Source organism: Bacillus sp. SRB_331 (genome assembly GCF_003264175.1).
Taxonomy (GTDB): Bacteria; Bacillota; Bacilli; order Bacillales; family Bacillaceae_G; genus Bacillus_A; species Bacillus_A mycoides.
The window spans coordinates 52,863-67,312 of sequence record NZ_NADV01000039.1 but is presented as its reverse complement, the minus strand read 5'-3'; the positions used below and the strand labels follow the sequence as shown (position 1 = coordinate 67,312).

18 protein-coding genes and 1 riboswitch are annotated in these 14,450 nt (G+C 35.3%); of the genes, 5 read left to right on the top strand and 13 right to left on the bottom strand.

Annotated elements, in window-relative coordinates; all coding sequences use genetic code 11:
• Window positions 1–66 precede the first annotated feature (66 nt).
• Together B5P42_RS23960 and B5P42_RS23955 are read right to left on the bottom strand one after the other, a co-directional pair.
• Complete coding sequence (locus B5P42_RS23960; protein ID WP_002066932.1) at window positions 67–825, bottom strand: hypothetical protein; 759 nt, start codon at window positions 823–825, stop codon at window positions 67–69.
• A gap of 36 nt (window positions 826–861) precedes the next feature.
• Window positions 862–1,590 (bottom strand): DUF4184 family protein, encoded by a 729-nt coding sequence (locus tag B5P42_RS23955; protein WP_113735427.1) that lies wholly within the window; start codon window positions 1,588–1,590, stop codon window positions 862–864.
• A gap of 146 nt (window positions 1,591–1,736) precedes the next feature.
• On the opposite strand from B5P42_RS23955, the gene B5P42_RS23950 reads away from it, so the two are divergent.
• Window positions 1,737–2,006, top strand: coding sequence for a hypothetical protein (locus tag B5P42_RS23950; RefSeq protein WP_113735429.1), 270 nt, complete (start codon window positions 1,737–1,739; stop codon window positions 2,004–2,006).
• 10 nt (window positions 2,007–2,016) lie between these two features.
• Complete coding sequence (locus tag B5P42_RS23945) at window positions 2,017–2,742, top strand: AAA family ATPase (RefSeq protein ID WP_002165131.1); 726 nt, start codon at window positions 2,017–2,019, stop codon at window positions 2,740–2,742.
• Between the two features lie 29 nt (window positions 2,743–2,771).
• On the opposite strand, the gene B5P42_RS23940 is transcribed toward B5P42_RS23945, so the two are convergent.
• The 3 genes from B5P42_RS23940 to B5P42_RS23930 form a co-directional block, all read right to left on the bottom strand.
• On the bottom strand, window positions 2,772–3,947 hold the full coding sequence (locus tag B5P42_RS23940) for an acetyl-CoA C-acetyltransferase (RefSeq protein WP_002128911.1): 1,176 nt from the start codon (window positions 3,945–3,947) through the stop codon (window positions 2,772–2,774).
• 139 nt (window positions 3,948–4,086) lie between these two features.
• Entirely contained in the window at window positions 4,087–4,536 is a 450-nt protein-coding gene (locus B5P42_RS23935) for an NUDIX hydrolase (RefSeq protein WP_113735426.1), read from the bottom strand.
• Window positions 4,537–4,797: 261 nt separating this feature from the next.
• A complete protein-coding gene (locus B5P42_RS23930; protein ID WP_002088390.1) occupies window positions 4,798–5,091 on the bottom strand; it encodes a DUF3928 family protein in 294 nt (97 codons plus the stop codon).
• Between the two features lie 177 nt (window positions 5,092–5,268).
• Here B5P42_RS23930 and B5P42_RS23925 point away from each other — a divergent pair, with 177 nt between their 5' ends.
• Entirely contained in the window at window positions 5,269–5,886 is a 618-nt protein-coding gene (locus tag B5P42_RS23925) for an ImmA/IrrE family metallo-endopeptidase (protein WP_002033939.1), read from the top strand.
• A 194-nt stretch (window positions 5,887–6,080) separates the two neighbouring features.
• Here the strand turns inward: B5P42_RS23925 and B5P42_RS23915 are convergent, their stop codons facing one another.
• Genes B5P42_RS23915 through B5P42_RS23900 form a run of 4 tightly spaced genes read right to left on the bottom strand, consistent with a single transcriptional unit; the run spans window position 6,081 to window position 8,279 of the window.
• Window positions 6,081–6,353: a hypothetical protein gene (locus B5P42_RS23915; RefSeq protein ID WP_044442785.1), complete on the bottom strand. Its 273-nt coding sequence runs from the start codon at window positions 6,351–6,353 to the stop codon at window positions 6,081–6,083.
• Between the two features lie 51 nt (window positions 6,354–6,404).
• On the bottom strand, window positions 6,405–7,166 hold the full coding sequence (locus tag B5P42_RS23910; RefSeq protein ID WP_113735425.1) for a DUF1129 domain-containing protein: 762 nt from the start codon (window positions 7,164–7,166) through the stop codon (window positions 6,405–6,407).
• 13 nt (window positions 7,167–7,179) lie between these two features.
• The gene (locus tag B5P42_RS23905) at window positions 7,180–7,947 is read right to left on the bottom strand and encodes a DUF1129 domain-containing protein (RefSeq protein WP_088034410.1); all 768 of its coding nucleotides are present in this window, start codon (window positions 7,945–7,947) and stop codon (window positions 7,180–7,182) included.
• Window positions 7,947–8,279, bottom strand: a complete 333-nt coding sequence (locus tag B5P42_RS23900) for a PadR family transcriptional regulator (RefSeq protein ID WP_002014879.1) — start codon at window positions 8,277–8,279, stop codon at window positions 7,947–7,949. Before B5P42_RS23900 ends, B5P42_RS23905 begins: the two co-directional genes overlap by 1 nt.
• Before the next feature lie 196 nt (window positions 8,280–8,475).
• On the opposite strand from B5P42_RS23900, the gene B5P42_RS23895 reads away from it, so the two are divergent.
• Complete coding sequence (locus tag B5P42_RS23895) at window positions 8,476–9,252, top strand: 3-hydroxybutyrate dehydrogenase (protein WP_113735424.1); 777 nt, start codon at window positions 8,476–8,478, stop codon at window positions 9,250–9,252.
• 149 nt (window positions 9,253–9,401) lie between these two features.
• Here the strand turns inward: B5P42_RS23895 and B5P42_RS23890 are convergent, their stop codons facing one another.
• From B5P42_RS23890 to B5P42_RS23875, 4 genes are all read right to left on the bottom strand, one after another.
• The gene (locus B5P42_RS23890; protein ID WP_002066967.1) at window positions 9,402–9,539 is read right to left on the bottom strand and encodes a YvrJ family protein; all 138 of its coding nucleotides are present in this window, start codon (window positions 9,537–9,539) and stop codon (window positions 9,402–9,404) included.
• Between the two features lie 289 nt (window positions 9,540–9,828).
• A complete protein-coding gene (gene mtnA / locus B5P42_RS23885; RefSeq protein WP_113735423.1) occupies window positions 9,829–10,884 on the bottom strand; it encodes an S-methyl-5-thioribose-1-phosphate isomerase in 1,056 nt (351 codons plus the stop codon).
• On the bottom strand, window positions 10,881–12,059 hold the full coding sequence (mtnK, locus tag B5P42_RS23880; RefSeq protein ID WP_113735422.1) for an S-methyl-5-thioribose kinase: 1,179 nt from the start codon (window positions 12,057–12,059) through the stop codon (window positions 10,881–10,883). Before mtnK ends, mtnA begins: the two co-directional genes overlap by 4 nt.
• An 88-nt stretch (window positions 12,060–12,147) precedes the next feature.
• Window positions 12,148–12,288, bottom strand: a riboswitch (SAM riboswitch).
• A gap of 71 nt (window positions 12,289–12,359) precedes the next feature.
• A complete protein-coding gene (locus B5P42_RS23875; RefSeq protein ID WP_113735428.1) occupies window positions 12,360–13,223 on the bottom strand; it encodes a carbon-nitrogen family hydrolase in 864 nt (287 codons plus the stop codon).
• A gap of 14 nt (window positions 13,224–13,237) precedes the next feature.
• Between B5P42_RS23875 and B5P42_RS23870 the strand changes: the two genes are divergently transcribed.
• A complete protein-coding gene (locus B5P42_RS23870) occupies window positions 13,238–14,428 on the top strand; it encodes a pyridoxal phosphate-dependent aminotransferase (protein WP_002128923.1) in 1,191 nt (396 codons plus the stop codon).
• Window positions 14,429–14,450: the final 22 nt, after the last annotated feature.

Below are 14,450 nucleotides of genomic sequence, written 5' to 3'. Positions count from 1 at the left end.
CTAACAATTGGGGTGCACTTCACTTTTTATGCTGACTGTTTTTACTTAAATTATTATAAAGACACTTTATTTAGAGAGTGAAATATTAAAAGTTTGCGGTTCTTTAACAGCTTCATTTGTGTCTCCTGCTGCTAAATCATCTGTCGTAAACTTAATATCCTTTACTTTTTCTTTTCCATCATCAAGTATTAAACCGATAATTCCTTCTCGTGTCTCACCAGGCCTATAATCTTCCCTTGAAACACTCTTTGTACCAACGAGCGTATCTTCATCATATAAAAAGTTTTGAGTCGCTACATTAAAATGTTGTTTGTCATTTATAGCAACATCATTCATAGAGAAAAATTGCATGTTCTTATCTCCACTATTCTCTACCTTATATGTAATTTCAACATACCGAATCGTATCGCTAATCTCTGTTCCACTTAACGATGCATATAATTCAGCATCTTCTTGACTCACTTTATCTCCCAATCTACGCTTTACTTCTTCAGGAGTTAATGCAGTATACACTTTCAATGTATTTTTTGCCTCTTTGCTCATTTGTGATAATGAGATAACTTTAACATCTTGTACGTGAATTTTCATTGGGGCTACTTCAAATGTCTGATTCACAGAATGAATCTGTTCTAATTCAAATGTCCCCCACCCTTTTTCTTTCACTTTTTGTCCTACTTTTTTAAGCTCACGCCCACCATACTCTTTTGTTTCTGGAATAGATTCTTTCTTTTTAGGTTCTGCCTTCTTTTCTTCTTGCTGGAAGCAACCACTTAACATAAGAAGAAAACTGCATAAAACAAAAATACTTTTCCATGCTTTCATCATTTAATTTCTCCTAACACTATCATTCATTAATATAAATTAGTCCCTTGATTTGTAAACTATAGAAACAATAAGAAGTCCACAAAACGAACTTGTCAGTCCAGATACTATTATACCTCCTATTTGGAAAATATGAAAATAGGGGTCTAATAACGCGTGAACGATAAATATAATGGCCGCCACAACGATAGATGAAGCCCAATATTTCTTTTTTTCCGCAGTTAAACTAGTATCTTGATCAGTTTCCCTCCTATATTTCCATAGTACATATATTAGTAATAGTAGACCAAAACATGTACTCCCATGCTGTAAAAATTTATAAATTGGAATACTATATACTTCTTGCTGTAACAGCGGCATTTCCATAACAAAATAGCCTGTCTTATGAGTAAAAGCATCCCAAACGACATGCGTCACCATACCGAATAAAGCAGAATAGCAAAATACAAAAAAATTCTTCCAAGTATACAGCCCCCACTTCGCATCTACTACATATTTATAGTAACTAGCAAAAGGCTTAGGTAAATGTGTTATAAACGGTCCTTTTAAAATACGATGATATGCATATGCTAATAAAAAAACGAGTGGTAAATTCAAATAGAAGAAACCAACCCATGTATGGCCAATAATACCGTATGGCCTAAAATATAAAAAATATTCAAAATCAGGTGCCATACTACCCAATATAAGAGCCGTCACCGAAATATAACTAGAATGTTTCTTAGCCAAAGGGAGAACAGCTGCTGGATGTGCGAATGTAAACGGCATATTAATACTCCTCTTCATATTTCCAATAGAATACATACTATCATAACGACATGAATAATCTCTATGCAATATTTATTTTCACATTGGAATATGATAGTTTAAATGTTATAATTCACATAAAATATTCAGAAAATAAGGGGGATCACGTGTCGTTAACACTTGTATTTTTTCTTGTTCTGTCTACCTTGTTTTTAAGTATATACATTGGCTTCTTTCTATGGAAGCACTTGAAAATTATAAAATATATGCCTGCCCTCTTTGGTTTTATGAGCGTTCTTTTCATTTTCATATGGAAGAGAATGACTTTCGGCTGGGAAGGTCTCGGTTTTGGCGCACTTCAATATACAGTACTATTAGCAAGTTGTATTACATTAGTATTTGCCGCTTTTTTAGAATCAAAATCCGTTATGAATTGAGGTTTATATATTGATTGACGTACCCTTTTTAAAAAATGTCACATTAAAAAAAGAAAATATCCCTAGCTTTTCCGCATATCCTTACTGTCTACCCGCTATTCGAACTTTGCAATCACTAGCTTTCCACCCAAATGTAACATTCATTATTGGAGAGAATGGGACAGGTAAATCAACATTACTGGAAGCAATTGCAATTGCTTTAGGTTTTAATGCAGAAGGTGGAACGAAGAATTTCCGTTTTAGCACAAACGATTCCCATTCATCTTTACATGAATATCTTCGAATTTCAAAAAGTTTCAATACACCAAACGACGGTTTCTTTCTTCGCGCTGAATCATTTTATAACGTTGCTTCTTATATCGATGAAATAGATGCTATAAAATCTTATGGCGGCGTTTCACTTCACGAACAATCACACGGCGAATCCTTCTTCTCATTATTTATGAATCGTTTTTCAGGACAAGGTTTATACATTTTAGATGAGCCTGAGGCAGCTTTATCCCCAATGAGACAACTTTCAATGCTCATTCGCATGCACGAACTAGCTGAACAAGGTTCACAATTTGTTATCGCAACGCATTCTCCCATTTTAATGGCTTATCCTGAATCTACTATATACTCTTTAACTCAAGAAGGAATTCACGAATCGACATTAGAAGAAACGGAGCATTACCAAACGACGAAACTTTTCTTTGAAAATCGCGATCGATTATTTCATCACTTATTTGAGTCATAAAAAAAGAGGCAGCAATCGCTGCCTCTTTTTTATAATGCTTCTATAAATAAAGCTACTCCAATACCGCCTCCAACGCATAGAGAGGCAATACCTTTCTCTAATCCACGTCTTTTTAATTCGTGAATTAAACTTACCGTAATACGAGCTCCTGTACAACCAATTGGATGTCCAAGTCCTACACCACTACCGTTTACATTCACTTTCTCACGGTCTAACCCTAACTCTTTCTCTACAGCTAAATATTGTGCAGCGAAAGCTTCATTAATTTCAAGTAAATCTGCATCTTCTAATGACCAATCTACTTTTTCTAATCCTTTACGAATTGCTGGTGCTGGTCCAATACCCATAATTTTCGGATCTACACCCGCTACTGAGTATCCAACAATTCGAGCTAACGGTTGTAAGCCTTTTTCTTTTGCTTTTTCTTCGCTCATTAATACTAGAACTGCACTTCCGTCATTAAGACCAGATGAATTCCCTGCAGTTACTGATCCGTCTTTACGGAAAGCTGGTTTTAATCCTGCTAATTTTTCAGCTGTAATATCTGCACGTGGATGTTCATCCTTCGCAAATACAACTTCTTTTCTACGTTCTTTTATTGTAATAGGAACAATTTGATCGTCAAAGTATCCAGACTCCATCGCTTGCAGCGCTAATGTATGACTACGAAGCGCAACTTCATCTTGTTCCTCTCTTGTAATTTCATATTGTTCAACTAAATTTTCCGCTGTTTCACCCATCATAATATGGTGAATCGGATCTTCTAAAACTTCCCACACCGTATCACGAATTTCTCCGTGCTGTAGACGTTGTCCCCAGCGGTGTTGTTTCAATGCATAAGGGCTCGAGCTCATTGCTTCTACTCCACCTGCAACAACAATATCACTTACACCTAATTGGATTTGCATTGCAGCAGACATAATTGCTTGCATACCTGAAGAACATTGACGTTGAATTGTATAACCAGTAACTGTGTCAGGAAATCCTGCCGCTAATGCAGCTGTTCTTGCCGTATTTGCTTCATCAGTTCTTTGAATACAATGACCTAAAATTACTTCATCAACTTCATGTGGCTCTACTCCGCCTCTTTTTACAGCTTCCTGAAGTACAGGAACAGCTAATTCTACTGGTGTTATATTTTTTAGTGCTCCTCCGAAAGTTCCAATTGGTGAACGAACTGCAGCTGTAATGACAACATTATGCATTTTGTACTTGCCCCTCTCTTATGTACCCTAGTAAGTTTTTAGGTGAAATTCCATAAGTTGTATGTCTAAAATTATCATACTATAAACATACCAAAAAATCAAAATATTTAATATAATAAAAATAGAAGGAATTAACCTTCTATTCTGTCAATGCGTATAAGAATTTTTGTAATATCTTCTCTGTCGTTTCATTCAATTTTGGTAACTTATCTACTGGAAAATATTGAAGTTCTAACCCTTCATGATCGAGCTTTAATTCTCCGCTTACATGATGTGCCTGATACAGATGAATCACATTAAAAATTTCATCTCCATTTGGATAAAGGAAATAAACTTCCTTTCCTGAAAGAACGCCAAGAAATTGCATAATTTTCGCGTTTAGTCCCGTCTCCTCGAATAATTCTCTACGAGCAGTTTCTTCTGTCGTTTCTCCCAGTTCCATTGCCCCACCAGGTACGCCCCAATCATATGTATCTGAACGATATTGAAGCAATACTTCTTGATTATCATTTAATATAATAATTGCTGATCCTACTAAAATAAGTGGTCTCGTACCAACTACTTTGCGTAACTCTTCAATATACCCCAATATGTAAACTCCCCTTTCCTCACCCTTCCTTATCATAACAAAATTCTCTTTCTTTTGTTGCTGTAATTTTCAATAAAAAAGGAAGCTTCCACTTCCTTTTTTTACCGTTATCCTGCTATTTGCGGGCGGTAAGACCCCTACCTCAAAATTCAGCGAAAGTAAAGAAGTTAGGTGGGGATCGGGCTGCCCATAAAAGCCCGATTGGTGAGGGCTGATAATCAGTGGGCGATGAACAAAACCCCCACTGATTAAAGTTTCACTTTATTTCTTAAAGCTTTCGTATTTTACAACTTCAAAAGCTTCTTCAATTTCCTCATTATGATAATGGACATATGTAAAACGTCCTAATTCTACTAATCTAGCTATTTCTTGCAATGCTTTATGCTGATCATATGTTTCTTCAATTGTAATATGTACATAAAACTTCATTAATGGATGTTCATATAAAGGTTCTCCCACCTCTACATATACATCTTCAACCCCTTGCACAACTCTTACATAGCTCGCAAATTGATACAGAGCTTCTCTGTCTGAAACGATTTTTAATGTATACATATATTCTCCCCCTTTTCTTTACTATATCAAAAAGATGACCATACTACGTTATAGAACTATGAAATTTTTTCGACTTATAGTCTATATATTCGTGTAATAAACAAGGCGTTTATCCATACATAGGACCTTTCCCCCACATATATTATAGAAAGAATTTTTTCATTTGAGGTGTTCCTTATGAATTCATACGTTAATATATGTGTTTGCATTACTCCAGGCGCCGATATTTCTGACGACCGTATTGCAAAAGATTTAGCAGTTGCAGAATCAATTTGGCATCCCATTACATTTAAAATTAAAGAAGTAATTGTACTAAACGAGCTTTTCCGTTTTTCTAATCGGGAAATTAGTTATAAAAACTCCATTCAAAGTCAGGAAAAATTATCATCTTTTTTTCAAACTTGTGTTAACGAAGCTCCTGAATGCGACCTTTATATTTGTTATATTGGTAGTGATTATTTCAAAGAAACCGCAGTAATCGCTTGCGCTTACTCTCTAGCGAAACAACAACAACTTACTGGTTACATCGTTTTAACAAACTCAGCTGCTCCAATGAAAAATATATACACCCTCGCTCACGAAATTGGTCATATTTTATTTACAAGACGAATTCATGGAAAACTTACGCACGCAGATCCCCACTCTCCAACCGGTTCTGAACATCACCATTCACCATCGAACCTTATGTACCCTATAGTCCCTAGCCCTAATAACGTTCACATCAATTCATTATTAACAAATGAACAAAAAGCGCTCTCTTTACAAAGTCTCTTATTACAAAGAAAAAAACAGTAACGATCTTGTTACTGTTTACAACAATATATTCCAATCAACAAACCAAATACCGGCTGCTAGAAATAAAGTGAAACTATAATCAGTGGGGGTTTTGTTCATCCCCCACTGATTATTAGTTGAACCAATCGGGCGTTTACGGGCAGTTGATCTCCCACCTAACTTCTTTGCTCCATCCGAATTTTGAGATGGGAGTTTTACTGCCCGTTAATGCGGGATAAAAACATACAACTAAAGATAAACGTAATCCCTCTAAAAATCCCTATATAATATTTCTTTGGAAATACTTTTTTGCATATCCAGAGCAGCCCTTTTCCTATTAAACCGAAGAACAAAACATAACCCGATGTGTCATCTAGTAAAGTATCGAAATAGTCATCATGTACCTTTTTCGAAAAGGTAGTATATAGCCCAAAAATCGTTAAACCTAAAAATACAATAGACAATATACCTAGAAATATACTTTGCATATTTGTTCCCCCCTTAATAAAAAATTCAGTTCGTGCACTATTAATATAAAGCTAGCTTACAGTTTTTTTCTCCTCATTTTTCAAAGACCATCGCATTAATACATACAAACTTCCGTACAGAAGTAAAGGCTCTAATATTCCCCAATATGGGTTTTGCTTCCCTAATTCTTTAAATACAAACATAATTAATAGCGGTACGATAACAGCTAATATTCCAATCCATCCAAGTATAAAAACTTCACCAATTAACAACACTAATAAGACAATTCCAGCTAGTATATAACTTTGCATAGTAGTTAATTGCAATACAGGTGTCCCATACCATTTATTCATAAACATTAATAATACTAGTAATAAAATTGGTAGCAAAGCTGCTACATAAATAATGCTAAATTCTTTTATTTTGCTTTTAAATGATGACATCTTAAAAGCAAAAATAATACACACAATAGTAATCATTAAAACAATTGGATACCCAATCAATTGTACATTCGTTAATGTAAATTCATGATTCGGACTTTCAAATAAAATATTTGTAAGTAACCAATATCCACCTATCCCAATTATCATTCCTAAAATAGTCTTTATACTCCCGCTTTTATCCTTCTCCATCTCTTTTGCCAATTCTTCCGCATACGCTTTTGGCGAATCACCAAATATATCTCTTACCGTCTTTCCTTTTTTCTCACCTTCTATTAAATGTAGCTCTGCATCCTCTAAAAAAGCATCTACATCTCCTTCTTTAATTCCCTTCGTAATTAAATACACTTTCGTATCAATTAAAAACTTTTCTCCCTCTTTAGAAACTTGCATTAGAACCCCTCCCTTATTTAACCGTTTCTCTTCTATTCGCCTTCATCATAATTTCAAGGAAGATTAAAATAAACAAACTTCCGTATAAACATATAATTTGAAATAACATTGGCACGAGATCTTCTGATGTAAATGTTTTAAACACTAACATAATAGAAAGCGGAATGATTAAATATAAGTTTTTAAACCATCCTTCAAAATATATATTTATAGCTACCGTGAGGATAAAGATCCCTCCAGCTAATATATAACTTTGGACTAGAGTCAACGTAAACATCGTTGTAGGATATATCACATCTAATATCGTAACTGCTCCTAATAAAAACATTGGCGCTATCATGACTAAAAACCACATTGAAAACCACGTTTTTGTAAAGCTTGTTACAAAGGTCATTTTACGAAGTAGAAAATTAGGACCCATTACAGCTACGATCAATGTAAAACTATAGCCAATACACTGAATAAGTGAAATCTGTAGAATTCCGTTATTCACTATTAAGATAGAAGCAATAATCCAAAACGATACGATATTCATTACCGTAAAACCAATTTGCTTCCACGTTTCCTGTCTATCCCTTTCCATTACTTTTACAAGTTCATTTGCATATTCTTTCGGTGAGCTTCCGAAAATATCTTCTACACTTTTTCCGTCACCCTCACCTTCTATTAAATGCAACTCTGCATCTTCTAAAAAGCTTTCAATATCGCTTTCTTTCACACTCTTTGCAGTTAAAAATAATCTCATATCTAATAAAAAATTTCGCGCTTCATTTGATAACATTATTTTTTTCTCCCCTTCCCTTCAAGTAGACGCTCTACACTACTTTGCATCGCTTCCCAGCGATCCATAAATTCATCCAGTGCTTCCTCGCCTTTTTCTGTTAATGTATAATATTTTCGCTTTGGACCAGATGGAGATTCCTTCATTACACTTGTTATTAATCCTTCCTTTTGCATTCGTATTAATAACGGATAAATACTTCCCTCACTCGCCATTGTGAAACCATACTTCGCTAATCTTTCACTCATTTCATAACCGTATATTTCACCTTCAGAAATAATAGCAAGTAAGCATCCTTCTAAAATCCCTTTCAGCATTTGACTTGTCGACATATTTCAAATCCTCCCACTATCTTGTTTTACAAGATAGATAAGCGTAAGTATCTTGCTTTACAAAATAGTATAGCAAACGCTACTTTGCAAAACAAGATAGCTAGCAATATTTTTCCAAATGTTTGCAGGAATTTTATTATCACCTCTCTAAATAGAGCAATAAGAGAACTTTTATTATGAAGGAGTGTTTTTCATCATGGTTACAAATCGAGTTGTCTTTTTAACAGGTGCTGCGAGCGGTATTGGTTATGAAATGGGAAGTGCTTTTGCCAAAGAGGGTGCTAAAGTTGTGATTAGTGATCGTCTTGAAGAACGTGCGAAAGAAGCTGCTGAACAATTGCAAAAAGAAGGCTATCAAGCCATTGGTTTAAAATGTGACGTTACATCTGAAGAAGAAATTACAGCAGCAATTTCTCAAACAATTACTCACTTCGGCTCATTAGATGTATTAATTAACAACGCAGGAATGCAACATGTTTCACCGATTGAAGATTTTCCAACTGATAAATTCGAGCTTCTTATTAAAATTATGCAAATCGCTCCATTTATCGCCATCAAACATGCCTTTCCGATTATGAAAAAGCAAAAATATGGTCGTATTATTAATGTTGCTTCGATTAACGGACTTGTTGGATTCGCTGGAAAAGCTGCCTATAATAGTGCGAAACATGGTGTAATTGGATTAACAAAAGTTGCTGCTTTAGAGGGAGCAACTCATGGAATTACTGTAAATGCTCTTTGTCCCGGATATGTTGATACCCCTCTTGTACGAAATCAACTACAAGACTTAGCAACTACGCGAAATGTACCACTTGAAAATGTTTTAGAAGATGTCATTTATCCTCTTGTACCACAGAAACGTTTGCTACAAGTACAAGAAATTGCTGATTATGCTATGTTTTTAGCGAGTGAAAAAGCAAAAGGTATAACTGGTCAAGCCGTCGTTATCGATGGTGGTTATACTGCTCAATAAAGTGAAACTTTAATCAGTGGGGGTTTTGTTCATCCCACTAATTATTAGCCTTCACCAATCGGGCTTTTACGGGCAGTTAATGCGGGATAAAAAATAAAGTTTGCTCTTCGCGAGCAAACTTTATTTTACTTTCTATCACGAGGATCTTTCTACTTTAGTAATTGTTTAGGGAGTTTCTCAATTGCAACAATCACTCCGTCTAATTTATTTTCAATCCGATGGAGTAAATATAATGTTACAACAATTGGAAAGCCCACATTACCTATCATCCCGATCCACTCTTCCATCTTTCTCTCCTCCCTTCATTACATAAATAAGAGGAAACGAAGACTTAAGGCATAAAAAACAAGCTATTTTTTATTAGCTTGTTTTTTAACTACTCAGCCATACATTTCATTTTTCAGCATATAGATTGCTACCATGAAGATACAAATGGTCCTACACTTGCTACCTTTCTTTGTTTTAAAACGTTGCGCGTGGTAGGAACAGGCACTTACCGCTCCTATACATAGCCAGTCCCTCTCGACCATTTAAAAACATGCTTTTCTACCGTTTTTTTATATAGCGACTGAGCAGTTAGCTTATTTTTTTAAATAATGATGTAATTTTTTGCTTATAATCTCCACGTAAAATACCTTTCTCAGTAATAATCCCCGTAATTAATTCATGCGGTGTTACATCAAATGCAGGGTTAAATACAGGCGTTCCAAGTGGCGCCACTTGTTTCCCAAAAATTTTCGTAACTTCTGTTTCATCTCTTTCTTCAATGACAATTTCAGCACCTGTTTGTTTCGTAGTATCAAATGTAGATAACGGTGCTGCAACGTAAAATGGGATACCGAAATACTTTGCTAATATAGCTAAATTTAATGTTCCTATTTTATTAGCAGTATCACCGTTTTCAACGATTCGATCTGCCCCTACGATAATCGCATTAATTTCTTTCGTTCGAATTGCATGTGCTGCAGTATTATCCGTAATAAGCGTTACATCAATGTCTGCTTGTTTCAATTCCCATGTCGTTAAACGGCCACCTTGTAAAACCGGCCTCGTTTCACACGCATACGCATGTAAACGCACACCCTTCTCTTTCCCAATATAAAATGGGGCTAATGCTGTTCCATATCTAGCAGTTGCAATACTTCCAGCGTTACAAATTGTTAAAATTTTATCACCGTCTTTAAAACATGTTAAAGCATGTTCTCCAATACTTCGGCACACCATTTCATCCTCTTGCTGAATATGAAGCGCTTCTTCTTCTAATATTTTTTGAGCTTCTTTTATTGTAGTAATCTCTCGAATAGATTCTCTCATACGATCGATTGCCCAAAATAAATTGACTGCTGTCGGGCGTGATGTTCCTAAATAGTTACAATCTCTATTAAACTTCTTCTGAAACTCATAGATATTTATAGCATCGTATTTCTTTGCCGCAAGCGCCAAACCAAACGCAGCTACAATTCCAATTGCAGGCGCTCCTCGTACTTCTAACATAATGATACTTTTCCATACATCTTCAATATTCGTTAATGTTTTGTATTCAGTGAAATGCGGCAACTTTGTTTGATTTAATACTGCAATTGCATCGCCTTTCCAACTTACAGATCTCGGAATAGTAATAATTGTACTCATGCTTTTACGCCTCCAACTGTCTGTTGAAATAATGTTCGAAACAGTTGAATATCAGCACCCTTGGCTTCATATTTTATTAGTTCTCTACCTAAGGATAACGCTTGTTTTTTAGCTTGAATTCTATTTTCTTTATTTGCTATCCCATCTAAATCCGCTACATGAGCTAAGCCAATTGTTCTACGAATCAGTTCACATCCGGCAAATCCGACGGCATCAGTAAAGATATTTTGCAAAATAATTGGTAACCATTGTTTTTCTTTCGTATATGCTTCTACACCTTCGCCAATCCATAACTTCGTAAAGTTTTCTACAAAATAACTCCATGTCTTTTCTATATGGAAAAATAGTACACTTCTCTTTTCTTCTTCTCTAGATAAAGCATTTAATAATAGATTTGCAATAAATTGACCGATATCAAATCCAAATGGACCGTACGTTGCAAATTCTGGATCGATCACTTTCGTTTCAGAAGGTGATGAAAAAATACTACCAGTATGTAAATCACCATGAATAAGCGCTTCTTTTCTCGTTAAAAACTTATATTTATATTGTGCTACTTTTAGTTTTAAAGTTTTGTCACTCCAAAGTTCATCAATCACTGACTGTAAATCTGACTCATAATCATTCGTATCATAATGTCCAAACGGATCCGTAAAAACTAAATCTTCTGTAATTTTACTAAGGTCTGGATTTAGAAATGTACCTTCTAGTACCCTTTTCTCTTCTGACTGTAAACCGAAATCTGAAGTATAAAACAAAACATGTGCTAGAAAACGACCGATATGCTGGGATAAAAGTGGATATCCTTCTCCATCTATTAATCCTTTTCTTGTAATTGTTAGTCTTGATAAGTCTTCTATTACTGTAACTGCTAACTCTTCATCATGACTGTACACTACCGGAACATAATCTGGCACATACTTCGCAAAAATTTGTAATGCTTTACTTTCAATCGTCGCTCTTTTTATAGACAGTGGCCAGCTCTCACCAACTACTTTCGCATATGGCAGTGCTTGTTTTATTATAATAGACTTCTCTCCATCATCTAATTTGAACACGTAATTTAAATTTCCATCTCCAATTTCATGACAAACTACATTTGCTTTCTTTTCAAAATAACCGTGTTCTTTCGCATATTGTATAGCTGTTGTTTCAGTTAATGAATAATATCCCATCGTCTTCTCCTCCTTTTCATTCAGAGGTTTTTCTAAAATAGAAAAACCCCTTTCCACAAAGAAAGAGGTTTGAAGTTTATCTTCTCCCCTCTTATCTGCCAGAAAGTTTACTTTCTGCTGGAATTAGCACCGTGCCTTTTGGCGTCATAAACGCCCCATTTCACAATGGTATTACGGTCGGTTGCTGGGCTTCATCGGGCCAAATCCCTCCACCTGCTCTTGATAAGAGTTTTATAATTTTTAGAATTTTTAACTTTATGATGAAGACTATACCAAGAATAAAAATCACTTGTCAACATTTTATTTGTATAATTCTGGACGACGATCTGCAAAAACTGGAATTCCTTTACGTACCTCTTTAATTTTCTCGAATTTAAGTTCTCCAAATAAAATTGATTCCTCTTCATTTGCCTCTACCACAACTTCACCCCAAGGATCCACAATTAGAGAATGACCTGCAAACTCATTATTCGGATCCTTTCCTGCTCTATTGCACGCAACAACATAACACTGATTTTCAACTGCTCTCGCCTGTAAAAGCAAACGCCAATGTGCTAAACGTACTAATGGCCATTCTGCTACAACAAATAAAACTTTTGCACCTTTAGCAGTATGAACGCGCATCCACTCTGGAAAACGAATATCATAACAAATTGTACCAGCACACTCTACATCATCTAACTTAAATTCACCTGTCTCATTACCAGCAACTAAATATTTATGTTCATCCATCAGCTGAAATAAATGTACTTTACTATATTCATTGACTAGATTCCCTTCATTGTTTACAACATACATTGTATTTGTAACCCCTTGCTCTGTTTGCTTTGCTATGGAACCACCAACAATATGTACACCATATTGCTTCGACCATTCTTTCAACTTTTCTTTCGTTTCTAATCCATCCGTATCTGCAATTTTAGAAAGTCTCGTTAAATCATATCCTGTTGTCCATAGTTCTGGTAAGACGATAACATCTGGTCTTTCTTTCATCGCTTCACTTATTTTTTTTTTAGCGTTCTCAATATTTTTTTCTACATCTCCAAAGACAATATCCATTTGAATACATGCGACTTTCATTTTTTCAGCCCCATTCTCATTTTTTTCTTTACAAAATACTGGAAAGATTATATCATTTGTCACTAGAATTGTAACAACTTTCAAAAGAGGTGGAAAGTATGAAATTATTTCAACCTTCTGAGATAGTAACATCATTGCCAACACAATTTTTCGCTTCACTTGTTGCAAAAGTTAACAAAGTCGTTGCAGCTGGTCACGATGTTATTAATCTAGGTCAAGGTAATCCAGATCAACCAACACCGCAGCATATCGTTAAAGCTTTACAAGATGCTGCTGAAAAGACCATTCATCATAAATATCCGCCATTTCGCGGACACGAAAGCTTAAAAGAAGCCGTGGCAACATTCTATCAACGTGAATATGATGTAGTAGTAAATCCAAAAACTGAAGTTGCTATTTTGTTTGGCGGAAAGGCTGGATTAGTAGAATTACCAGTTTGTTTTACAAACCCTGGTGATACTATTCTCGTTCCAGATCCAGGCTATCCAGATTATTTATCAGGAGTTGCTTTAGCAAAAGCACAATTTGAAACAATGCCGCTTATTGCAGAAAATAATTTTTTACCGGATTATACAAAAATTGATGACTCTGTTGCGGAGCGAGCAAAGTTAATGTTTTTAAACTATCCAAATAACCCTACCGGTGCTACTGCATCAAAAGATTTTTTTGATGCAACCATTCATTTTGCTAATAAACATAATATATTAGTTGTTCATGATTTCGCTTACGGTGCTATCGGATTCGATGGTCAAAAGCCTGTTAGTTTCTTGCAAGCAGACGGCGCTAAAGATACAGGCATTGAGATTTACACTTTATCGAAAACTTTCAATATGGCTGGATGGCGTATTGCTTTTGCAGTAGGAAATGAAAGTGTCATCGAAACTATTAACCTATTGCAAGATCATATGTATGTTAGTATTTTTGGTGCAGTTCAAGATGCTGCCCGCGAAGCACTATTAGGCTCGCAGTCTTGTGTGGTAGATCTTGTTAATAGTTATGAATCTCGGAGAAATGCTCTTATTTCAGCTTGTCACTCAATTGGTTGGAAAGTAAACATTCCAACAGGATCATTCTTTGCATGGCTTCCTGTTCCAAAAGGATATACATCTGAGCAATTTTCTGACATTTTACTAGAAAAAGCACACGTTGCAGTTGCTCCTGGTGTTGGATTTGGTGAGCACGGCGAAGGGTATGTCCGTGTTGGTCTCTTGCATACAGAAGATAGATTACGAGAAGCAATTAATCGAATTGATAAATTAAATTTTTTCAAAAAGTCATTGACAACATAAAAAATATCTGACAAAATTCAGT